A 21,688-nucleotide genomic window follows, 5' to 3' on the forward strand; every position below is an offset into this window, starting at 1 on the left:
CTACCAGCGCCCCACCCGCCCCCTCAGCTCTCCAACACCTGGAGCACGGGCAGCGTCCCCTCGATGACGGCCCCCGCCGACTCCGGCGGGATCGGGGTCTTCTCCCGCACCGTCGTCGTTATCTTCATGGGGACGCGCGGGGTCACCAGGTACCCGCCCGGCCGCAGGAGGCGGCGCTCCGGGAGGGTCATGACGTACGTCGTCGTCCAGCGGCTCATGATGGCGCACTCCGCCTGGACGAACGGCTGCTGCTCGCCCTTCGTCTCGCTCGTGACGGGGAGGACGGCCGCGTCCCCGGTCCGCTGCGGGAGGTCCTTCCGCTTCGTCGGAGGCATCCGGTAGAAGCCCAGGAACGCCGAGCCGTCGACGCCGAGCTGTTCGTCGTCGAGGCCGATGCCCCACTTGTACCAGTGGGTCTTGGGCGGTTTCGCCTTCTCGCCCAGGCACTGGCGTCCGCCGCCCGGCGGGTAGTAGACGCCGCCGGGCGTCCGCGCCCGGAACTCCTCGACGAGCCGCACCTCCGTCCCGGGCGTGGCCCGCGCCGGGGCGAGCGTGTACTTGAGGTCGATGTACGGGGTCTCGGCCGGGGGCAGGGCGGCCTGGCCGAGGAGGACGCCGGGCTTCGTGAAGTAGGCGTGGACGCCGGCGTGGCTCGTCCCGCCGACGCCGGAGCCGGGATCGGGCAAGAAGAACCAGGCCGCGATGGCGGCGGACCCGGCCCCGGCGGCGATGCGGGTCGCGCCCTTCGCGCCGCCGAGCTTGCCGAGGAAGCCCTTGGCCGTGTCGGCGGCCGCTCCCTGCGCGAGGCCCCCGGAGGCGTGGCCCGCCGCTCCCGCGACGGCGCCGCCCATCGCGGTGGAGGAGGCGCCGGGGGCGAGGAGCGCCGCCCCCAGCATCCCGAACGGAATCGCCGTCGCGACCGCCGCCGCGACCGCGCCGAGGGCGACCAGTCCGCGCCGCTCCCAGTCGGGGCCGTACGCGCGGACGGCGGCGGCGTCGACCTCGCTCACGAACTCGTGGGCGCTCGGCGTCCGCTCGGACGGGTTCTTGGCGAGCCCGCGCAGCACCAGCGGCCGGAGCGCGTCCGGGACGCGCTCCAACGGCGCCGGGCCCTCGGTGTGCGCGGCCCTCAACTCGGCGAGCGTCGTGCCGCGGAAGGGCTTCTCACCCGTGACGCACTCGACGAAGACGCAGGTCGCCGCGTAGAGGTCGGTGGCCGGGGTGGCGGGGCCGCCCGCCCATTGCTCGGGCGACATGTACGCGGGCGTCCCGGCCAGGCCGCCGCGACCGGCGAGGACGGCGATGCCGAAGTCGATGAGCCTGCTCCGCCCGTCGTCCTGGACGAGGACGTTCCCCGGCTTGTAGTCGCGATGGACGACGCCGACCGCGTGCGCCGCCGCCAGTCCGAGCAGCGAGCCCTTCAGCGTCGCGAGCGCGGCCTCGGGGGTGAGCGGGTCCGCGCGCTCGTCCAGGATCTTGCGGAGCGGCCGTCCCGGCACCGCCTCGAGGATGATCGCCGCGCCCCAGGGCGACTCCCGGTAGTCCAGGAAGCGCGCCACATGCGGGTCGACGACGCGGCGGAGGATCTGCGCCTCGTCCCGGAACGTCGTGCGCGCCGCCGCGTCTCCGAGTAACTCGACAGCGAGATATTTGATCGCGACCGGCGGGCCGCCCGACTCGTGCCGTGCGAGCACGACCACGCCCTGCGCGCCCGTCCCCAGCTCCGCCAACTCGACGAATCCGGGGAGCCGGCGCTTGGGCGGGATCACTGGCCGGTGTTCGTCTGGATCTCGCTCACGACGAGCGCCGAGGGAACCGAGGTCATGGTCTGGTCGTCGAGGGCGCCCCCGGCCGCGTCGCAGCCGGCGCCGTCGCACTTCCAGCTCACCGTCCACCTGATGGTCGCGGTGATCTGGTACTTGCCGCCCGGCTGGCCGGCGGACGACCGGGTGTACGCGTAGTGGCAGGTCTTGCCGTCCTCGGTGCCGCCGTCCTTGCACTGGATCTGCTTCTCGCCCAGATTCCAGACCACTTCCTGGACCTTCCCCGTCAACTGGACGGCCTGCGCGCCCTCCTTGATCGGCTCGGTCTCGACGTCGTGGTAGCCGTCCACCCACAGGGACGTCTTCAGAGCGACGTAGGTCTTGTCCTTCGGAGCGGTGTGCACGACGGGCACGGGGAACTCGGTCGCCGCGCGGGCACGCAGGACGAGGTCGGCCGTGGTGGTGGGCGCCGCCTGGAGCGGCGCGGGACCGCCGGGCGCGGGCACGAAGCCCTGCGCCTCGTCCGGGGTCAGCCCCTCGGGCGGCGGGGGCAGGACGGGACCGCCGCCGCCCGAGTTGCCGCCGGTTCCGCCGCCACCGCCGCCGCCCGAGCCGGGCACGCGGATGACCACGTTGCAGGTGCCGCCGGTGCCCGTCTTGTGGCAGGGCGCGGCCTGCGCGGGAACGGCGGTCGACAAGGGGATGGCCAACGCGGTCGCCGTGATGGTGGCGGCGGCCGCGCGGCGCCGGAAGCGGGGGTGCGGAGGCATCGCGTGTCCTTCCCTGCCGGTCGTCAGCATGGACGGTCCTTGACGTTCGCGGCGACCTTCCAGACGCCGGAGTCGTACTGGACCGTGGCCCGGTACGCATAGGTCCCGCCCGGGAGCTCGCCCGTCCGTTTGCCGGTCTTCGCGGAGAAGCGGTAGGCGGCGAGGGTGCGGACGCAGTCGATGACGTAGACCTTGGTGTTGTCCGTGGCGCGTGCGTACACGCGGGGGTTGAACGTGTTGGTGAAGCGCCAGATCTCGCCCTTGGCCTTGGTGGCCTCGACGTCCCGGGTGACCTCGCTGAGGAGGGGGTCCATGGCGACGGCGGGGAGGGCTGTGGGGTCGTTCGTCTCGTACGCCTTCTTGTAGGCGGCCTGGTACTCGCGGTAGCGCTTCAGGGCGGTCTTGAAGAGGCGTTCCGTGGGGATCGCGGACGGCGCCGCAGCCGCCTGGGACGGAGCAGCGCCCGTGTCGAAGGAGCCGTTCGGGGCGAGTTCGCCGCCGGACGACGAGTTCGACGAGCCACACCCCGCGACCGCGAGGACGCAGACGGCGAGGACGACGGGCAGCCGGGCGGCGCGGTGGGATCCCAGTCGAGGGGGGAGAACCAACCGGGCGCGCATCGCCATCCCTGAGGGGCAGCCGACAACGGGGCGGAATACGCGCGAAAGCTTACAGAGATGCGTGTGACGAGAAAAGGGATTCGTTGGGAACGGCTTGACCTCTACCAGGCTTGAGGTACCACGCTGCCCTTGGAAAGAGTGAACGAAGGGGTTCCTAATGCGTGCTGTGTGGTTGAGGGAGTTCGGCGGGCCCGAGGTGCTGGAGGCGGGCGACGCGCCCGATCCGGCGCCGGGCGAGGGGCAGGCGTTGGTGGCGGTCGAGTTCGCCAACATCACGTTCGTGGAGACGCAGGTCCGGTCGGGGACGAGCCCGATACCGATGCGGTGGGAGCCGCCGGTCGTCCCGGGCAACGGGGTCGGCGGCGTCGTCACGGCGGTCGGGCCGGGCGTGGACGAAGGGCTGGTCGGACGGCGGGTCGTGACGTCCACCGGCGGCACGGGCGGATATGCGGAGATGGCCGCCGTCGACGCGGCCGGGGTGTTCGAGGTGCCGGACGGCCTGCCGCTCGACGACGCGGTGGCCCTGCTCGCGGACGGCCGGACGGCGACGATGATGCTGCGCGCCGCCCAGCCCAAGCCAGGAGAAAGGGTGCTGGTGGAGGCCGCGGCGGGCGGGGTGGGGACGCTGCTCGTCCAGTTGGCGAAGGCGGCGGGCGCGACGGTCGTCGCGGCGGCCGGGGGACCCGGCAAGACGGAGGTGGCGGCGCGGCTGGGCGCGGACGAGACCGCCGACTACCGCGAGCCGGGCTGGGCCGGGAAGGTCGGCGCGGTGGACGTGGTGTTCGACGGCGTCGGCGGGGACGTGGCGCGCGAGGCGTTCACGCTGCTCAGGCGCGGCGGCCGGATGGTCAGCTTCGGGCTGGCGAGCGGCGAGTGGGCGGGCGTCGGGGAGGAGGACGCGGCGGAGCGCGGGGTGACGCTGGTCCGTCCGGCGGCCACGCCCGAGGAACTGCGGGAGTTCACGGAGAGCGTGCTCGCCGAGGCCGCCGCCGGGCGGCTCAAGCCGGTGATCGGGCAGCGCTTCCCGCTGGACGCCGCGGCCGCCGCGCACGCCGCCATCGAGGCGCGGACGACCGTCGGCAAGACGCTGCTGGAGGTCACCCGACCGTCTTGAGGAAGGCAGTGAGGGCGCGTTCGTAGGCGGCGGGGTCGACGTTCCACGCCTCGGTGTGGCCGCCGTCCGCCTTGACGTGGGTGACCATGCCTGGTGGGGCCGTCCTGGCGAAGGTGAAGGCGGGGCCGTTCGCGACGGTCCCGTCGTCCTTCGCGGTGTAGAGCAGGACGGGTGTCCGCAGTTTCGGCGCGTACCGGACCTGGTCGTAGTCCGACAGGTCGATCCCGATCCGCCATTGCAGGACGTGTTTCGCCACGTCCGTGAGGAAGGGCGGCAGGCTGCGCGCGGAGCCCTGCTTGTCGAGTGTGGCGTTCCAGTCCATGACGGGGGAGTCGAGGACGACACCGCGCACGAACGACGGGTCCTTGCGTAGGGCCGTCATGACCATCGCGCCGCCCATCGACCACCCGTACAGGACGACACCGGTCGCGCCGTGTGCGCGCGCGTAGCCCATCGCGGAGACGACCTCGTTCCATTCCGTGTCGCCGAGATGGTTCTTCCGGTCGGGGGACGGCGGTGCGCCCACATCGTTCCGGTACGCGATGGACAGCATGGGAAGTCCGAGTGCGTGCACTGCGCGCATGGCGCGCATCGTCTCGAGCTTGTCCGCGTTCCGTCCGTGGACGCCGATGACCCATGTGCCCTGGGTCGACCCACCCGGCACCAACCACGCGGGCATCGGGCCGAGCTTCGACTGATAGGTGACGTTCTGGAAGTCGAGACCGAGTGACTTCTTGGGGTCGTCACCCCACACCCAGTGGTCGATGTTCGCGTGCGTCCCCTTGGTCAGGGTTCCCTGCGTCACTGACGCGACCTTGCGGACGACGTGGTCGCCGTCCCGGCTGACGACGGGGCCGAGGAGGGCGCGGCCGTCCTTCCAGGCGAGCGCCCACGTCCCCGGACGCTCCGTCGACGTCTCGCGCGGCAGCGTGACGGTGCCGTTCGCGACGTCCGCCACGGTGAGCGGATACTCGTCGGAATGGTCCACCTGGGTCGCGACGCCCGCGAAATACCAGCCGATCCCGCCGACGACCGCGCACAGCAGGACCGCGATCGCGACGGCGGCCGCGATCAGGGCGCGCACGCGGCGGCGTCGGCGCCGTCGCGCCGGGGACGGCGGTTCGGGCGTCCCAGGGGCAGGTGACTCTGAGGCTACGGTCGACACGACACGAACGTTAACCCCCGCTGATCGTCGCCAACGCCCCGGTCAACCCCCAATATCTGGATTCATACGGCTAATCTGCCCGGCAGGTGCCATCGGACGGGTCACGGGACGCAGGGAGGGCGCACGGCGTGACGGGACACAGCGCGTGATGGGGCATGGCGCGTGACGGGACACAGCGCGTGACGGGGCAGAACGAGCGCATCGCGGACGCGGAGGGCCGGGTCGTCGAGTTCGCGCGGCGGACCGCGCCGCCCGGCTGGCGACGGATCGACCTGCACTGCATCGCCACCGTCGCCGTCAACGACGTCGCCCTGACCGTGCTCACCGGGGAGGGCGAGAAGGTGACGGCGGAGACCGTCCCGCAGGAGCTGACCGCCCTTCTGATGGACCTCCGCCGGGCGCACTACCTGTCCGAGCAGGGGACGTGGTTCTCGATGGTGGCCATCATCGAGCCCGATTCCGCGTGCGCGCTCTACAACTACGACTTCGACCCGATGTGGGACCCGCCCATCCCGGCGGACTGCTGGCGGCGCGACCAGATCGTCCTGCCAAGGGACGGCGCGAACATGCCGCCCTGGCTCCGCGACCGGCTGGACGGACGCGCACCCACGGAACGTCCCGCGCCCGACCCGGGACCGATGAATCCGGTCGAGCAGATGGAGTTGCTGTCCAACCAGGTCACGATCGTGGTCGCCGACCATGCGCCGCCGCTGTGGCGGAAGGTGTTCGGCTACTACCAGTCGGTCGGCGGGCACGTGGAATTCCCCGCGATGATGTGCGGCCGGGCGGACGGCACCATGACCACGTGGACGCCTCCCGCCGCCGCCGGGGCCCTCCTCGACCGGCTTCGCGCGGGCACTCACGCATTCCAAGGGTCCACCTGGTTCCGTATCGACTTCGAGGTCGTGTACGAGGACGGGGCCGTGCGGTGCAGGGCGAGTTTCACCAACGACGACGAACCGCGCTGGAATTCGGACCCGTCGCCGGACGACATCCGGCGGGAACTCGACCGGTTCCCCCGCGACGACGTCCCGGAGTGGATGACGCGGCGGCTCGGCGGCCCGCCGCCGCGCACCATCGCCGACCGCCCGCCGCCGCCCGCCACGACCGCGCAGCCGCGTACCGACCCCGGCACCGGCCTCCGGCGTGCGCGCATCTTCGACCATGCCGCACCGGACGGCGGACGTCCCGCCGTGTCGCGCCCGCCCGTCCCGCCGGGCGAGGTCGAGCGCGTCACCGAGTATCTGCGTCGAGGCCCGGTCGTCATGGCGGCACGGTCGAAAGCGCCCGACAGGCTGGACCCGGCCAGGGGCGATGCCGTCCCGCTGACATTCCACACGGACGGGACGTGGGTCTGGTCAGGCGCGGTGGCCTATTACCTGAAGGAACACGACATCCCGCCAGAGGCCGAATTGGTGGCGCACATACGCGCCAACGGGTTCGAGTTGCCCGCCGTCGACGACGACACCATGGACACCGCGAACGCCGCCGTGACGGGGCGGTCCGTCCTAGAGCGCGTCCGGACGGAAGCAGAGCCCGACTGGACGCACACCCTTCAACACCGTCTCGACCAGCTCCGCGTGGATCGAGCCACGTACCGAATCAAGGAGACGGCAGAAGGAGTCTGGTGCCTCGTCCCAGACGGCGAACGGTGGGCGGTGTTCCAGACGCGGGACGGCGAACGCCGCAAGGAGGTCGCGTTCGACGACACCGAGCAGGCCGCCGCCCACCTCCTGGGACGCCTCCTCCTCGACCCGCGCCACACCGTCGAGGACGGTCCGTTCGAGCCGCTCAAGGGCGAACCGCCGCTCGCCCTACTGCGTGACCGTCACGTCGTGGAACTCCCCGCAGGGACGGAGGTCGACCGTTACGGAGGATCGGACGGCAACGTGACCTACTCGGCGCGCACCCCGTATCCGTACCGGTCATTGCCCGCCGAGTGGCAGGACCGTCCGTACCGCGTGTACCGGCTGCTACGCCCGGTGGAGACGCTGACCGGGACGGCCGTCCCGTGGTTCGGCCAGCCCGGCGGCGGGACGGCCCACATCTTCCGCCGCTCGATCGCCGACCTGCTCGCCGAAGGCGCCGTCACCGACATCACCGAGAACCAGACCGACGTCTGATCAGGCGCTTCCGATCGCGGACACGAGCCCCAGCGCCAGCACCAGGTCGACGTGGATGAACGTCTCCAGCTTCGCGCCCGGCGGCACGTCCGGGTCGGCGGCGAGCCGGTCGAGGACGGCGAGCGCGCCCGGCGCGTCGAGATCGTCCGCCAGCGCCGCCTCCGCCTCGGTCGCGTAGGCGCGGTTCATCGGACGTCCCGGCGACGTCGCCCACTCGGCGACCTGCCCGCGCCACCGGTCGAGCCGCTCGGCGGCCCGCGCCAGCCGCGCCTCGGACAACTCCAGCGGCTCCCGATACGGGACCTCCAGCACCGCCAGCCGCACCGTCAGCGCGTCACCGAAAGATCCGCCGCCCATCGTCTCCGGCGGCACGTCCAGCCAAAGCCCCGCCTGCCCACCGGCGCCGCCCACATAGACATCGGCGTCCGGGAGCGGCACATCGACCACCTCGAACGGCGCGATGCCGTGGTCGGCCCAAAGATCCGAGACCGACGACGGAACGCTCGCCACCCGGACGCCCCGGCGCCCGGCCCGTTCCGCCACCCGGCGCAGCAGGTCGGCGATCACCGGGGCGCGGAGCCCGCCGCCGTCCAGCACCTGGACGCGCAGCCCGGGACCGCCGGGCAGCGGCTCGGCCTGCCCGGTGCGCGCGTCGTTCAGCCGCAGCATGCCTCAAACCCTAGGCGGCCGGCGCGGCGCTCAGAACGGCGGGTCAGAGCGGCGGGTCGGACGGCATCGCCCCGATCGGCATCACCGTGGCCCCGTCCGGCTTGCGGACGGCGGCGAACCGCAGCCGCACGTAGTCCGCGACCCAGCCGGACTCGCGGCGCAGCGCCGGGGCGGCCAGGTCGTTCACCCGGGAGAGCAGCGGGTCGACGAGCTCCGGCGGGACGTCCGCGAGCGCCCGCGCCGCGTACGCGCGGACCCAGTCGGCGGCGCCGTTCGGCCCCTCGGTCATCCGGGTCGGACGGTCCGCGTGCTCAAGCAGCCGCAGCGTGAACCCGGCGTCCTCCAGCTTCACCGCGTACTCGGCCGGGCTCGGGAAGTACCAGGGCAGCTCGGGCTCGCCGAGGCCGAACACGCGCCAGGCGGTCTGCATCGCGACGACCAGCTCCGCGCAGTTCCCCGCGCCGCCGAGCTCGCCGACGAACCGTCCGCCGGGACGCAGCGCGGCGTGCACGCGGCCGATCACCGCGTCCGGGTCGCGGGTCATCCAGTGCAGGGCCGCGTTCGAGGCGACCGCGTCGAAGGAGTCCCCGACGATGAAGTCGTGGGCGTCCCCGACGACGAACGACAGCCCGGGGTGCATCGTGGTCGCCTGCGCGACCATCTCGGCGCTGCCGTCGATGCCCAGCACCTCGGCGCCCCGCTCGGCTATCTCCGCGCTGAACGCCCCGGTGCCGCACCCGAGGTCGATCACCCGTTCGCCGGGCTGCGGATCGAGCAGGTCGACCAGGGGGGCGCCGTGCGCGGAGACGTACCCGAAGGCGGAGTCGTACGTCGTCACGGCCCAGTTCACTGTCACAATTTATCGGACATCTCCCTAACCCCGGCGGGCTTCCCCCGTCACTCCACGTTCCGGAATCCCATTCAGCGGACCTTCCGCCCGGGGGCGCCCGTCCGGCCGCCAACCGGACCATGACGACGTGTGTCACCACTGTTACGCAGGGTAGGAAGCCGCCCGAGGCAACACGTTTCGGGGGTGCGTGGTGCGAAACAGGAAATTCATCATCATCGGCGCGGGACTCCTGCTCATCGCCGGCTGCGGCCACGCGGACAAGAAGCAGGCGCGGACGGCCGGGCAGCACGCCGAGCTGAAGCATCGGAAACCGGCGGCTCCGGCACCGCCGCCGCCGCGCAAGATCGACTGCCTGCGGACCAGGTGCGTATCGCTGACGTTCGACGACGGTCCGGGCCCGTACACGGCGCGGCTGCTCGACACGCTCAAGGGGCGCGGCGTCCGCGCGACGTTCTTCATGCTGGGCGAGAACGTCGGCGCCCACCCTGACCTGGTGAAGCGGATGTCGCTGGAGGGCCACGAACTGGCCAACCACAGCTGGTCCCATCCCGACCTGACCTCGGTGTCGTCCGGGGAGCTGCGGTCGCAGATCCAGCGGACGCAGGCGGCGATCAAGGGCGCCTCGGGGGTGACGCCGACGCTCATGCGGCCCCCGTACGGGGCGACGAACAAGCAGGTCGGACGCGGCATCGGGATGCCGCTGATCCTCTGGAGCGTGGACACGCTCGACTGGCGGTACCGCAGCGTCGCCCGCGACACCAGGGTCGGCGTCAAGGAGCCCGCGAGCGGCGGGATCGTCCTCTTCCACGACATCCACAAGCCGAGCGTCGACTCCATCCCGAAGGTCGTGGACGGTCTGAAGAAGCGCGGCTTCACGTTCGTCACCGTGTCGGAGATGTTCCAGGGGCAGCCGCTCCAGCCCGGCCAGACCTACACCCAGCGGAGCCAACCGGCCAAGGCCGTGACGGCGCCTTCCGGCTCGCCTTCCGCGTCGCCCGCCGCTTCGGCGAGTCCGTGACATAGCGGGCCGTACGCGGACACCGGACGCCTGAATCGCGCTTTCCGGTGGAGCGTCTCAGGGGCTTTGCGCGAACCTGGCTCCCTGGCTCCCGACCCCCCTGGAGACGCGCATGGCAGCCCCGCCCGCCGACCACGGCACGACCGACCACAGCAAGACCGAGGACGAGACGGGCGGGGCCGCGCGGCCGCGGCCGCTGTCGCTGCGGCCGTCGCGCCGCCCGCTGGTGTGGGCCGTCCCGCTGGTGGTCCTCGCCGCCGTCATCGAGGTGCGCATCTTCGGCGAGTTCCACCTCTTCCTCCTCAGCAACGGCCTGGTCGTGGGGCTGCTCCTGCTCGTGGCGATGGTGCTCAAGCTGGCGCGCGGATATACCGACGCGGACGGGGGCGGCATTCAGAACCGGCTCGTGGGGAAGACGCGGCGCATCGCGTGGTCGGAGATCGACGAGATGACCGTGACGCCGACCCTGTTCGGCCGCGTCGTGACGGCGCGCGGCCGCGCCGTGAAGCGGACCATGCTGGCCGCGCCCCGCGAGGGCCTCCTCGCCCGCGACCCGTCCTTCGACGAGACGCTGCGCACGATGCGGGCCCTCGCCGCGCCCCGCGAGATGCGGTTGACCGACAACGTCCACCGCTCCGCCCGCGTCACCTACTGGGCAATGATCGCGGTGTTCGCGGGCGCCGGGGTGTTCCTCTGGCGGCCCTGGCTGGACACGTGGTGGCCGGGGGTCGACGAGGCGACCGAGCTGCCGCGCGCCTGCGCCGTCGCCGACCCCGCGACCGCGGCGCGGCTGCTGTCGTCCGCCCCCGGACGGCCCGCAGCCCGCGACCACGACCTGACGTACTCGGCCTCGTCCGAGTCGGACGCCGCCGCGCTCGCCCGCAGGGCGTTCGACCGGACCGAGTTCCGCTGAGGAGCAGAGCGTCCGCGCCGGGGGTCAGCCGTCGGCGCGCGGACGGCGGCGCGGCGGCGGCCGGGGCGGCACGACCTTCGCCGCGACCATGATCGTCTCCGGGACGTCGACCACCTCGCCGTCCCGCCGCCGGACGCGCAGCGTCCCGCCGGACCACGATTCGAGGACGCCCACGACGTCGCTGTACTCTCCCGTTGGCAGCCGGCGGCGCAGCGAGATCCGCTGACCCACGTCCGCGACGCTGATCGTCACGACCAGTCGTGCGGCGAAGCGCCCGGACAAGTGACCCCCATGTCGAATCGACGACGCCGTGGCCGCCATACTATTCACAGCGAGCTTGCGGTGAGCCGTGACGTGCGGCGGGGCCGGAAATCCGAGAGGAGTCACCGACGTGACCTACGTCATCGCGCAGCCCTGCGTGGACCTGCTCGACAAGGCATGCATCGAGGAGTGCCCGGTCGACTGCATCTACGAGGGCAAGCGCATGCTCTACATCCACCCGGACGAGTGCGTCGACTGCGGTGCGTGCGAGCCGGTCTGCCCCGTGGAGGCGATCTACTACGAGGACGACACGCCTGACCAGTGGAAGGACTTCTACAAGGCCAACGTGGAGTTCTTCGACGACCTGGGCTCGCCGGGCGGCGCCTCCAAGGTCGGCAAGATCGACAAGGACCACCCGATCGTCGCCGCGCTGCCGCCGCAGAGCCAGGACGACTGACCGGCGGGCCTGCGGGCCCGGAGCGCCCCGCGGGGCGCGTCCGTAGGGCGAAGTGCGTCGAAATCCGGGCCGTGGTCTCCATGTGGAGCCACGGCCCGGCGGGTTTCTCCGGAAGCCCGATCTCCCGGACGAAAAGGTGAGGGCTTTGTTCACGTTGCCGGACTTCCCGTGGGATCGGCTCGCCCCGTACAAGGAGCGGGCGCTCGCCCACCCGGACGGCATCGTCGACCTCTCGGTCGGGACGCCCGTCGACCCGACCCCCGAGCCGATCCGCGCCGCCCTCGCCGGAGCCGCCGACGCGCCCGGCTACCCGCAGACCTACGGGACGCCCGCGCTGCGCGAGTCGGTCGCGGGCTGGCTGCGCCGCCGCGCCGGGGTGAGCGGCGCCGACCCAGCCGCGGTGCTCCCCGTCATCGGCACGAAAGAACTGGTCGCCCTGCTGCCGACGCTGCTCGGCGCGGGCCCAGGCGACACGGTCGTGTTCCCCGAACTGGCCTACCCGACCTACGACGTGGGCACCCGGCTGTCCGGCGCCACGCCCGTCGCGACCGACGGCCTGCTCTCCCTCGGCCCCGTCGCGCCCAAGATCGTGTGGGTGAACTCGCCGTCCAACCCGACCGGCAAGGTGCTGCCCGCCGAGCACCTGCGCAAGGTCGTCGCGTGGGCGCGCGGGCGCGGCGCGCTCGTCGTCAGCGACGAGTGCTACCTGGAGTTCGGCTGGGACGCGGAGCGCCCGCCCGTCTCGATCCTGCACCCGGACGTCTGCGAGGGCTCCCACGAGGGCCTGCTCGCGGTGAACTCGCTGTCCAAGCGGTCGAACATGGCGGGCTACCGCGCCGGGTTCGTCACCGGCGACCTCGCGCTCGTCAAGCGGCTGCTGGAGGTCCGCAAGCACGCCGGGATGATCGTCCCTGCCCCGGTGCAGGCGGCGATGGCGGTGGCGTTCGCCGACGACGCGCACGTCGACGAGCAGCGCGCCCGGTACGCGCGGCGGCGCGCCGTCCTGCGCGAGGCGTTCGAGCGGCACGGGTTCCGCGTCGACCACTCCGAGGCGTCCCTGTACCTGTGGGCCACGCGGGACGAGCCGTGCTGGGACACCGTCGCCCACCTCGCGTCCCTCGGCGTCCTCGTCGGCCCCGGCGAGTTCTACGGACCCGCCGGGGCGCGGCACGTCCGGATCGCCTTCACGGCCACGGACGAGCGCGTCGCCGCCGCGTCCGCGCGCCTCTGACGCGTCTCTGACACGCCTCTGACCTGTCCCGGCCGGGCCTCGGTCCGATTTCGGTTCCGTCGTTTTCGCGTGAAACCGCTGCGCCTTTTGGTACGTCTGAACGCGGTATGGGCTTAAGAGACCACAGTCGGTAGGATCCGCAGGTCTGTGCCCGTGTCATGGACGATTCGATGGAGGTGCCCGTGGGCGGAACAGCGATCGTGATCCTGCTCGCGCTGATCCTGGTCGCCTTGGTGGTGCTGATCGTCGTCCTGCTGCGGCGTCGTTCGGGACCGGCCCCGGCCGCGCCCGCCCCGCCCCGCGACCCGTTCGCCGCCGAGGACCAGGCGGCGGGCGACCCGCGGACGCTCAAGGCGGGCGACATGGTCGAGTACCTCGGCACCCGCTATTTCGTGCGCGGCTCGCTGCGGCTCCGCGAGGGCGGCTTCACCTGGAGCGAGCACCTCCTCGACGCCGACACCGCCGAGGGCGGGAAGGTCTGGGTCTCCGTCGAGGAGGACCCCGATCTCGAAGTCGTCTGGTGGACGGAGTACGACATCGGCGACCTCACCCCCGGCGAGCGGACGGTCGTCGTCGAGGGCGTCGAGTACCGCCGCGACGAGCACGGCACCGCCGACTACACGAGCGAGGGGACGACCGGCGTCGGCGTCCAGGGCCGGGTCGAGTACGTCGACTACGAGGGCCCGCGCGGGAAGTACCTGTCGTTCGAGCAGTACGGCGGCGGGCCGTGGGAGGCGGGGCTCGGCGAGCGCGTCCCCACCGGGTCGATGACGATCTACCCGGGCAGCGGTGGCTGACGTTGCGCGCCACGCTCGACACCCCCTTCGAAGACGCGCGCGCGGACGCGCTGTCGTTCGCGCTCGGCCTGCCGCCGCTGGACGCCCTCGCCGTGCTGCCGGTCGAGCACGCCGGGCTGACCGTGGAACTGCGCCTGCTCGGCGCGTCCCACCAGGTCATCGCCGGTCCGCTGAGCGAGACGGTGGCGTGCCTGCCGGGCGTCGCCGAGCCGCTGCCCGGCCTCGCCCGCACCGACCTGCCCGGCTGGGCGTACGACTTCGCCGCGACGACCGCCGCGCACAGCGACGCGACGGCGTTCGGCCGCGCGGTGGAGGCGGTGTGCGCGCGGCTCGACGGCCGCGGCGACGCCCTGACCGGGGACTTCCCCGGCTCCCGGCACGCCGTGACGGCCCTCGCGCTGGAGCACCCGCCGGTACGGAGCGCGGGCGCCGCGAGACCCGCACTGGACCCCGCAGTGGAGGAGACCGGGATCGGCTGGCGGACATGGCACGCCTACCCGCAGACCCGGGAGATCGTGATGACGCGGAGCCGGCTGGTGAGACAACGTGAACAGTAGACACCGGGTGATCGGCGGCGCGGCGGCCGCCGTCCTGACCGTCCTGGCGCTCGGGGGCTGCGGCACCTCGCAGTCGTCCTGGATCGCCGACAAGTACAGCAGGGCGGGGGCGGGTACCTACCGCTCCCCGAAGTCGCCGCCGATCGTCGCCGGGGAGATCAACCGGAAGTTCAAGTCGATCGACCGGGTGGACGACATGGCGCTGCGCGGGGCCGCGGGCGGCATCTTCCTGCGCTACCCCAAGCTCGTCGTCGGCGTCCTGCCGGACGGGACGGGCAGCCGCATCACGGTCGACCAGCCGCGCGGCGGCTACAACCGCTACTACTCCCACGTCGGCGGACGCTGGGCCAGCCCCGGCACCAACGGCTGGACCAGCGGCGGCATCGCGTCCTTCCGCGGCGGCGGACCAGGGTCGGGGAAATAAGGAGCAACGCATGGACGGCCTCTTGGACGAGATCGGCGGCACCCTCGCCTACGGCGCGGTCGGCATCGCGCTGATGGCGCTCGGCTACCTGGTGGTGGAGGTGACGACCCCCGGCCGCCTCGGCAAGCAGATCTGGACGGACGGCAACCGCGGCGCGGCGCTGCTCCTGTCGGCGAAGCTCGTCGGCATCGCCGCGATCGTCACGACCGCGATCGTCACGAGCGACAGCGACCTCGGCGACGGACTGGTCGACACGGCGGTGTTCGGCGGCCTCGGCGTCCTGCTGATGGTCGTCGCGTTCTTCCTGCTGGACGTGATCACGCCGGGCAAGCTCGGCGCGACCCTCGTCGACGTGGAGGGGAGCGGGGCGCGCATCCACCCGGCGGGCTGGGTGGTCGCCGCGGCCGACCTGGGCGTCGCCGCGATCGTGGCCGGGGCGGTCTCCTGACAGCCCGTCCCGCCCCGCCGGACGTCGCCGAGGCGCCGTCCGACGCCGCAGACGGGCACCCGAAGCCGCCCGTCCCGGCGCGGGTCGCGCGGGCGCTGGTCCTCGCGGCCGTGTTCGCCTGCGCGGCCTGCGGCCTGGTGTACGAACTCGCGCTGGTCGCGCTCGGCAGCTACCTCGTCGGCAACTCCGTCACGCAGGCGTCGATCGTCCTGTCGGTGATGGTGTTCGCGATGGGCGTCGGGTCGCTCGCGGCGAAGCCGCTGCAGGGCCGTCCGGTCGTGGCGTTCGCCGTTGTGGAGGGCGCGCTCGCGCTGACCGGCGGCCTGTCGGTGCTGGCGCTGTACGCGGCGTTCGCGTGGCTCGACCTGTACGTCCCGGCGCTGGTCGTGGTGTCGTTCGCGGTCGGTGCGCTGATCGGCGCGGAGATCCCGCTGCTGATGACGCTGCTGCAGCGGATCCGGAAGCAGGACGCGGGCAGCGCCGTCGCCGACCTGTTCGCCGCCGACTACGTCGGGGCGCTGATCGGCGGACTGGCGTTCCCGTTCCTGCTGCTGCCCACGTTCGGGCACATCAAGGGCGCGCTGCTCGTCGGCGTCGTGAACGCGGTCGCCGGGGTCGCGGTCGTGCTGTGGCTGTTCCGCCGCCAGATAGGACGGCTGGCGCGGGTCGGGCTCGCCCTCGGAATGGTGGCCGTCCTCGCCGTCCTCGCCGGGACGTACGCGCTGGCGGACGGTTTCGAGGTGTCGGCGCGCCAAGCCCTCTACGCCGACCCGATCGCCTTCTCCAAGCGCACCAAATATCAAGAGATCGTCATCACGAGAAGGGTCGCGCTGTCGGGAGGCTCCTCCGACGTACGGCTGTTCCTGAACGGCGACCTCCAGTTCTCGTCGGCCGACGAATACCGCTATCACGAGTCGCTCGTCCATCCGCTGATGGCGGGGCCGCACCGCAAGGTGCTGATCCTCGGCGGCGGGGACGGCCTCGCCCTCCGCGAAGTGCTGCGCTACAAGGACGTCGAGAGCGCGACGCTCGTCGAACTCGACCCGGAGATGCTGCACCTAGCCCGGACGTACGCGCCGCTCTCGTCCCTCAACCGCCATTCGCTGGACGACCCGCGCGCGCACGTGAAGGCCGCCGACGCCTTCTCCTGGCTGCGCGGCCTGAAAGAGCAGTTCGACGCCATCATCGTGGACATGCCCGACCCGGACGACGTCTCCACCGCGAAGCTGTACTCGGTCGAGTTCTACGGAATGGTGAAGCGGATCCTGGCCCCGGACGGGCGGATGGTCGTCCAGTCGGGTTCGCCGTATTTCGCGCCGAAGTCGTTCTGGAGCATCGAGAAGTCGATCGCCGCCGCCGGTTTCGCCGGGACTCCGTACCACGTGGACGTCCCGAGCTTCGGCGACTGGGGCTACGTCCTCGCGTCGCCGGGCGGAAAGGCACCGGACCTGAGACTGTCGCGCGACGTTCCCGACCTCCGTTTCCTGGACGAGTCGCTGCTCCGCGCGTCCACCGTCTTCCCGAAAGACCGCCGGGAACGCGACGTCGAGGTCAACACGCTCGTCCACCCGCGCCTCGTCGAATATGAGGGCGAAGAATGGCGCGACTCGTAGTCGAGCGCGTGGTCAGTCGGGCACGGACTGCCTGATCGCCTTGTCGACGGCCCGCTGGAACGACGTCACCACCGACTGGATCATCAACGGCTTGAGCTTGCCCGCCATTTCCAGCAGCCGCTCCCGCTCTTCAGGTGATCGTCCGCCTTCCCGGTAGGGCCGGACGACGGTGTCCTGGAAGGCGCCCTGGAGTTCGGCGGCCAGCGCGGTCGTGTGCCGTTCGACGGCCTCGTGCGAGGCGACGAGCGTGTCCAGGGGGAGCGGCAGCGCGGCCATCTCGGCGCTGACGCCGAGCAGCGCCGGGCTGACGACCCGCACCCTCCCCTCGCCGAGATGCTCGACGACCCCGAGCGCCTCCAGGCGTTTGAGGAGGTCGTCGTCGAGATGGCGGCCGACGCGCCGGTCCAGCTCGTGCCGGTCGAGGTCCTCGGGACGCTCCGGCGCCCACGGCGACAGCAGCGCCCGCTGCAACACGAGGTCCTCGGCGGGCGCGTCGAGCGGGATCCGCCGCAGATGCTTTTCGATCGCGGCCAGCGTCAGCCCCAGCGACTGGAGTTCCCGGACGAGTTCCAGCCGCGCCAGGTGGTCCGGGCCGTAGAGGCCCGTCCGGCCGCGCAGCCGCGGCGGCGGGAGCAGCCCGCGCCCGGCGTAGAACCGGACGGTCCGCACGGTGACCCCGGCGCGCGCGGCCAGCTCGTCGACGGTCAGCTCCATCCCGCCTCCCTCTATGTGACAGTGCCAGTGTTACATTAATCCTGTATCAGGAGGCGCTTACCAAGGGAGACCGCCGGGATGGGACGGGACATCTACACCGACGAGCACGAGGCGTTCCGCGACATGGTGCGCTCCTTCATCGAGAAGGAGGCCGCGCCCTACCACGAGCAGTGGGAGAAGGACGGGATCGTCTCGCGCGAGGTGTGGCTGGCCGCGGGCCGCGCGGGCCTGCTCGGCATCGACATGCCCGAGGAGCACGGGGGCGGCGGCGACGACGACTACCGCTACTACGTGATCTTCAACGAGGAGCTGGCGAAGGCCGGGATCCACGGGCCGGCGTTCGCCGTCCACAACGACATCAACGGCGCCTACCTGCGCCAGTTGTGCACTCCCGAGCAGCAGGCGCGGTGGTTCCCCGGCTACTGCTCCGGCGAGCTGATCACCGGCATCGCGATGACCGAGCCCGCCGCCGGGTCCGACCTCCAGGGCATCAAGACCACCGCGGTCAGGGACGGCGACCACTACGTCCTGAACGGCTCCAAGACGTTCATCTCCAACGGCATCCTGGCCGACCTCGTCATCGTCGTCGCGAAGACCGACCCGTCCGCGGGCTCGAAGGGCGTGAGCCTCCTCGCCGTCGAGCGCGGAATGGACGGCTTCGAACGCGGCCGCAACCTCGAAAAGGTCGGCCTGCACGCGCAGGACACGGCGGAACTGTTCTTCGACAACGTCCGCGTCCCCGCGTCGAACCTCCTCGGCGAGGAGGGCATGGGCTTCGTCTACCTGATGCAGAACCTCGCTCGCGAACGCCTCTCCATCGGCGCGACCGCGCAGGCCGCCGCCGAGACCGCGTTCGAGCAGACCCTCGAATACTGCAAGACGCGCGAGGCGTTCGGCCGTCCGATCGGCAAGTTCCAGCACAACCGCTTCACGCTCGCCGAGATGAAGACCGAGCTGACCGTCGCCCGCGCCTTCACCGACGACTGCATCGTCAAGGAGAGCGAGGGCGAGCTGACCGCCGACGAGGCGGCGATGCTCAAATGGTGGAACACCGAACTGCTGAAGCGGGTCGTCGACCGCTGCGTCCAACTCCACGGCGGCTACGGCTACATGACCGAATACCCGATCGCCAAGGCGTACCAGGACGTCCGCATCCAGACCATCTTCGGCGGCACCACCGAAATCATGAAAGAAATAATCGGCCGCGGCCTCGGCGTCTAACCCCCGACCAGCGCGTCAGCGCTGTAGCGACCAACGTGTCAGCGATCGACCGACCAGCGTGTCAGCTACCCCGCGACCAGCGGGACAGCCTTATGAGCGCCCTCCGGCACTGCGCCCAACCCGCTACGGGTGGGAGCGGGAGACGGCCCGGGTGAGTGCGGCGACGTGGTCGGCGAGGGCGGTGACCAGTTCGGGTGGGCTGCGGACGGTGAAGGGCCAGGGCAGGCCGCTGAGGATGCGCGCCATGCCGGGCAGGTTCTCCGCGCCGCTCACCAGGAGCACGCCGCCGTCGGGGCAGGCGCGCAGGTCGCCGAAGGTGGACGGCAGGCGGTCGCGGGCGGTCCGCAGGTCGGTGTCGAGCCATACCTCGGTGCGGTGGGTCCAGGCGCCGAGCGTCAGCGCGCGCAGGACGTGGGTGACCGGGTCGAAGTCCTCCGGCGGGGTGAACCGGCCGGGCAGTTCGGCGGCGCCGCTGATCCTGTCCAGGCGGTACATGCGGACGGCGGCGCGGAGCCGGTCGTGTCCGACCAGGTACCAGCGGCGGGCGTGCACGACGAGCCCGTAGGGGTCCACCTCGCGCGCGCCGCGGGCGTGCTCGATCCGGACGGTGTGCCGCGTGTGGACGGCCGCCGCCAGCGTCAGCGCCAGCTGCGGTTCGGGGGTCAGCGGTCCCGCCGTCGCCGAGGTGGCGGCGATCAGCGCGGCGACCCGTCGGCGCAGGTGCGCGGGAAGGACGCGGTTGAGCTTGACCAGCGCCCGGTCGGTCGGGCCGGGCTCGCCCGCCTCTTCGCGCTGCCGGCCGGTGGCCAGCGCGACCGCGACGGCGACCGCCTCGTCGTCGGCGAGCATCAGCGGCGGGAGGCGCACGCCGCGGGCCAGCCGGTAGCCGCCGTAGCGTCCGCGGACGGACTCGACGGGGATGTCCATGTCGCGCAGTGCGGTGACGTAGCGGCGGACGGCACGGGCGTCGACGTCCAGCCGCCTGGCCAGTTCGTCGGCGGGCACCAGGCCGCGGTCTTGCAGGATCTCCAGCAGTGCGAGGACGCGGGCCGCGGGACGGGACACGACCGCCATCCTAATCAGGGCAGAAAACGTCCACAATGCTCCCTAGCCTCGGGCCGTCAGGAGATCTATCGAAAGGAGACGACCCGGTGTCGACCATCGTTCTCGTCGGCGGTTCGTTCCTCGGCGCGTGGGCCTGGGAGCGGGTCGCGCCGCCGCTGACCGCGTACGGCCACCAGGTGCATCCGCTGACGCTCACCGGTTTCGGCGACCGCGCGCACCTGGGCTCGCCGGACACGACGCTCACCACCCACGCCCGCGACATCACCGCCGCGATCGAGTACGCGGGCCTGCGCGAGGTGGTGCTCGTGGCGCACTCCTACGCCGGGGCCCCGGCCACCATCGCCGCCGGCGCGATCCCCGAGCGGATCGCCCGGCTGGTCTACCTCGCCGCGGTGCTTCCCGAGCCGGGACGGAGCCTGTTCGACGCCACGCCCGCGCCCGTCGTCGACGCGATCATGGAGACCGTCCGGGACGGGCGGATCCCCGTGATGAGCGACGAGGTCCTCGACGCGAACTTCGGCGAGCACGGGCTCACCCCCGAGGACCGGGCCTGGCTGCGCGCACGCGGCGTCGGCCAGCCGATCGGCACCTACCAGGATCCGGCGCCCGCCGACCTCGGCGCGGTGCGGGGGCTGCCCCGCACCTACATCGCCTGCGCGGGCGACCCGGGCGACCCGCCGCGTCCGCCGGGCGCCGACGTGGTCGCGCTCGACGCCGGGCACTGGCCGATGATCACCGAGCCGGAGCCGCTGGCCCGGCTGCTGGACGAGGTGGCCCGGTCATGACGCGCCCGTACCGGGTGGCGGTCCGGCAGGAGAGCCTCGACGACCTGGCGGCCCGGCTGGCCGCGACCCGCTTCACCCGCCCGCTGCCCGGTGACGGGCTCGGCGTGCCCGCCGACCGCGTCCGGCGCCTGGTCGAGTACTGGCGGGACGGCTACGACTGGCGCGCCTGGGAGCGGCGGATCAACGTCCACCCGCAGTTCGTGACGGAGATCGACGGGCTCGACGTGCACTTCCTGCACGTCAGGTCGCCCCGGCCGGACGCCCTGCCGCTCATCCTCACCCACGGCTGGCCGATGTCGGTGGTGGAGTTCCTGCCGCTGATCGACCGGCTGAACGACGCCTTCCACCTCGTCGTCCCCTCGGTGCCCGGCTTCGGGTTCTCCGGCGCGCCGCGCGAGCCGGGCTGGGACCGCCGCCGCGTCGCCGCGGCGTGGGCGGAGCTGATGCGCCGGCTCGGTTACGAGCGGTACGGCGCGCACGGCAACGACGTCGGCTCGCTGATCTCCATCGAGCTCGGCCGCCTGGTCCCGGACCGCGTCGTCGCGGTGCACGTCACCCAGGTCTTCTCGCTGCCGTCCGGCGACCCGGCCGAGCGCGCCCGGCTGGGACCGGACGACCGGGCGAGACTGGCCGTCCTGGAACGCTTCATGACGGAGCGGGGCGCCTACCTCGGCCTCCAGTCCACCCAGCCGCAGACCCTGGCGCACGCGCTCGCCGACTCCCCGGCCGGGCAGCTCGCCTGGAACCTGCAACTGTTCGGCGGCGCGGTGAGCGACGACTACATCCTCACCAACGCCACCGTCTACTGGCTGACCGACACCGCCGGCAGTTCGGCCCTGGTCGGCTACCACGGCGGCGGTCCACCCGCCGGGCCGTCATCGGCGCCGCTGGGCGTGGCCTGTTTCGCCGACGACTTCTTCCCCTCCATCCGTCCGCTCGCCGAACGCGACCACAGCGCCATCGTGCAGTGGAACACCTACGAAAAGGGCGGGCACCATTCCGCGCAGGAGGAACCCGACCTCCTCGCCGACGACCTCCGCGCGTTCTTCACCGCCCTCCGCTGACGCCCCCGCGAGCGCGACGGTCAATGGTCACCGGGGCGAAACCTCT

The 21,688-nt window shown here is 72.2% G+C and carries 23 protein-coding genes; 14 read left to right on the forward strand and 9 right to left on the reverse strand.

Going from position 1 to position 21,688, the window contains the following annotated elements:
* Positions 1 to 23 precede the first annotated feature (23 nt).
* The 3 genes from FXF65_RS18660 to FXF65_RS18670 are packed head-to-tail and all read right to left on the reverse strand — an operon-like array spanning position 24 to position 3,153.
* Positions 24 to 1,769: a serine/threonine-protein kinase gene (locus FXF65_RS18660; protein WP_187412377.1), complete on the reverse strand. Its 1,746-nt coding sequence runs from the start codon at positions 1,767 to 1,769 to the stop codon at positions 24 to 26.
* Positions 1,766 to 2,533 (reverse strand): hypothetical protein, encoded by a 768-nt coding sequence (locus FXF65_RS43810; RefSeq protein ID WP_187412378.1) that lies wholly within the window; start codon positions 2,531 to 2,533, stop codon positions 1,766 to 1,768. The genes FXF65_RS18660 and FXF65_RS43810 overlap by 4 nt, the downstream gene beginning before the upstream one ends.
* A 23-nt stretch (positions 2,534 to 2,556) precedes the next feature.
* Positions 2,557 to 3,153, reverse strand: coding sequence for a hypothetical protein (locus FXF65_RS18670; protein ID WP_148351250.1), 597 nt, complete (start codon positions 3,151 to 3,153; stop codon positions 2,557 to 2,559).
* Between the two features lie 157 nt (positions 3,154 to 3,310).
* Here FXF65_RS18670 and FXF65_RS18675 point away from each other — a divergent pair, with 157 nt between their 5' ends.
* Complete coding sequence (locus tag FXF65_RS18675; protein WP_148351251.1) at positions 3,311 to 4,267, forward strand: zinc-binding dehydrogenase; 957 nt, start codon at positions 3,311 to 3,313, stop codon at positions 4,265 to 4,267.
* On the opposite strand, the gene FXF65_RS18680 is transcribed toward FXF65_RS18675, so the two are convergent.
* Complete coding sequence (locus FXF65_RS18680; protein ID WP_148351252.1) at positions 4,251 to 5,351, reverse strand: alpha/beta hydrolase family protein; 1,101 nt, start codon at positions 5,349 to 5,351, stop codon at positions 4,251 to 4,253. The two genes, FXF65_RS18675 and FXF65_RS18680, sit on opposite strands and share 17 nt — an antisense overlap.
* Before the next feature lie 260 nt (positions 5,352 to 5,611).
* Here FXF65_RS18680 and FXF65_RS18685 point away from each other — a divergent pair, with 260 nt between their 5' ends.
* Positions 5,612 to 7,555: a TNT domain-containing protein gene (locus tag FXF65_RS18685; RefSeq protein ID WP_246198920.1), complete on the forward strand. Its 1,944-nt coding sequence runs from the start codon at positions 5,612 to 5,614 to the stop codon at positions 7,553 to 7,555.
* Here the strand turns inward: FXF65_RS18685 and FXF65_RS18690 are convergent, their stop codons facing one another.
* Together FXF65_RS18690 and FXF65_RS18695 are read right to left on the reverse strand one after the other, a co-directional pair.
* Complete coding sequence (locus tag FXF65_RS18690) at positions 7,556 to 8,224, reverse strand: hypothetical protein (RefSeq protein ID WP_148351253.1); 669 nt, start codon at positions 8,222 to 8,224, stop codon at positions 7,556 to 7,558.
* Between the two features lie 43 nt (positions 8,225 to 8,267).
* The gene (locus tag FXF65_RS18695; protein WP_148351254.1) at positions 8,268 to 9,074 is read right to left on the reverse strand and encodes a class I SAM-dependent methyltransferase; all 807 of its coding nucleotides are present in this window, start codon (positions 9,072 to 9,074) and stop codon (positions 8,268 to 8,270) included.
* Positions 9,075 to 9,264: 190 nt separating this feature from the next.
* Between FXF65_RS18695 and FXF65_RS18700 the strand changes: the two genes are divergently transcribed.
* Entirely contained in the window at positions 9,265 to 10,092 is an 828-nt protein-coding gene (locus FXF65_RS18700; RefSeq protein ID WP_148351255.1) for a polysaccharide deacetylase family protein, read from the forward strand.
* A 112-nt stretch (positions 10,093 to 10,204) separates the two neighbouring features.
* Positions 10,205 to 11,005, forward strand: a complete 801-nt coding sequence (locus tag FXF65_RS18705; RefSeq protein ID WP_148351256.1) for a hypothetical protein — start codon at positions 10,205 to 10,207, stop codon at positions 11,003 to 11,005.
* 24 nt (positions 11,006 to 11,029) lie between these two features.
* Here the strand turns inward: FXF65_RS18705 and FXF65_RS18710 are convergent, their stop codons facing one another.
* Entirely contained in the window at positions 11,030 to 11,287 is a 258-nt protein-coding gene (locus FXF65_RS18710) for a putative acetyltransferase (protein WP_187412379.1), read from the reverse strand.
* A gap of 109 nt (positions 11,288 to 11,396) precedes the next feature.
* Between FXF65_RS18710 and fdxA the strand changes: the two genes are divergently transcribed.
* From fdxA to FXF65_RS18745, 7 genes are all read left to right on the forward strand, one after another.
* Positions 11,397 to 11,723 carry a ferredoxin gene (gene fdxA, locus FXF65_RS18715; RefSeq protein WP_067890974.1) on the forward strand — a complete coding sequence of 109 codons (327 nt, stop codon included), beginning with the start codon at positions 11,397 to 11,399 and terminating at the stop codon, positions 11,721 to 11,723.
* A gap of 145 nt (positions 11,724 to 11,868) precedes the next feature.
* On the forward strand, positions 11,869 to 12,954 hold the full coding sequence (gene dapC / locus FXF65_RS18720; RefSeq protein WP_148351257.1) for a succinyldiaminopimelate transaminase: 1,086 nt from the start codon (positions 11,869 to 11,871) through the stop codon (positions 12,952 to 12,954).
* Positions 12,955 to 13,124: 170 nt separating this feature from the next.
* Positions 13,125 to 13,751, forward strand: a complete 627-nt coding sequence (locus FXF65_RS18725; protein WP_148351258.1) for a DUF4178 domain-containing protein — start codon at positions 13,125 to 13,127, stop codon at positions 13,749 to 13,751.
* A 2-nt stretch (positions 13,752 to 13,753) separates the two neighbouring features.
* The gene (locus FXF65_RS18730) at positions 13,754 to 14,308 is read left to right on the forward strand and encodes a DUF2617 family protein (protein WP_148351259.1); all 555 of its coding nucleotides are present in this window, start codon (positions 13,754 to 13,756) and stop codon (positions 14,306 to 14,308) included.
* Positions 14,298 to 14,732 (forward strand): DUF4247 domain-containing protein, encoded by a 435-nt coding sequence (locus FXF65_RS18735; RefSeq protein WP_148351260.1) that lies wholly within the window; start codon positions 14,298 to 14,300, stop codon positions 14,730 to 14,732. The genes FXF65_RS18730 and FXF65_RS18735 overlap by 11 nt, the downstream gene beginning before the upstream one ends.
* 10 nt (positions 14,733 to 14,742) lie before the next feature.
* Positions 14,743 to 15,180 (forward strand): DUF350 domain-containing protein, encoded by a 438-nt coding sequence (locus tag FXF65_RS18740; RefSeq protein ID WP_148351261.1) that lies wholly within the window; start codon positions 14,743 to 14,745, stop codon positions 15,178 to 15,180.
* A complete protein-coding gene (locus FXF65_RS18745; protein ID WP_148351262.1) occupies positions 15,177 to 16,793 on the forward strand; it encodes a polyamine aminopropyltransferase in 1,617 nt (538 codons plus the stop codon). Before FXF65_RS18740 ends, FXF65_RS18745 begins: the two co-directional genes overlap by 4 nt.
* Positions 16,794 to 16,805: 12 nt before the next feature.
* Here FXF65_RS18745 and FXF65_RS18750 read toward each other — a convergent pair whose 3' ends face one another.
* Positions 16,806 to 17,507: a MerR family transcriptional regulator gene (locus FXF65_RS18750; protein ID WP_148351263.1), complete on the reverse strand. Its 702-nt coding sequence runs from the start codon at positions 17,505 to 17,507 to the stop codon at positions 16,806 to 16,808.
* Between the two features lie 78 nt (positions 17,508 to 17,585).
* On the opposite strand from FXF65_RS18750, the gene FXF65_RS18755 reads away from it, so the two are divergent.
* A complete protein-coding gene (locus FXF65_RS18755) occupies positions 17,586 to 18,728 on the forward strand; it encodes an acyl-CoA dehydrogenase family protein (RefSeq protein ID WP_148351264.1) in 1,143 nt (380 codons plus the stop codon).
* A gap of 123 nt (positions 18,729 to 18,851) precedes the next feature.
* Here FXF65_RS18755 and FXF65_RS18760 read toward each other — a convergent pair whose 3' ends face one another.
* Positions 18,852 to 19,793, reverse strand: a complete 942-nt coding sequence (locus tag FXF65_RS18760; RefSeq protein WP_148351265.1) for a helix-turn-helix transcriptional regulator — start codon at positions 19,791 to 19,793, stop codon at positions 18,852 to 18,854.
* Between the two features lie 86 nt (positions 19,794 to 19,879).
* On the opposite strand from FXF65_RS18760, the gene FXF65_RS18765 reads away from it, so the two are divergent.
* Together FXF65_RS18765 and FXF65_RS18770 are read left to right on the forward strand one after the other, a co-directional pair.
* Positions 19,880 to 20,578 carry an alpha/beta fold hydrolase gene (locus tag FXF65_RS18765; protein WP_187412380.1) on the forward strand — a complete coding sequence of 233 codons (699 nt, stop codon included), beginning with the start codon at positions 19,880 to 19,882 and terminating at the stop codon, positions 20,576 to 20,578.
* A complete protein-coding gene (locus tag FXF65_RS18770) occupies positions 20,575 to 21,642 on the forward strand; it encodes an epoxide hydrolase family protein (RefSeq protein ID WP_148351267.1) in 1,068 nt (355 codons plus the stop codon). Before FXF65_RS18765 ends, FXF65_RS18770 begins: the two co-directional genes overlap by 4 nt.
* The last annotated feature ends 46 nt before the right edge of the window (positions 21,643 to 21,688 follow it).

It is taken from the genome of Actinomadura syzygii, from assembly GCF_008085905.1.
Taxonomy (GTDB): domain Bacteria; phylum Actinomycetota; class Actinomycetes; order Streptosporangiales; family Streptosporangiaceae; genus Spirillospora; species Spirillospora syzygii.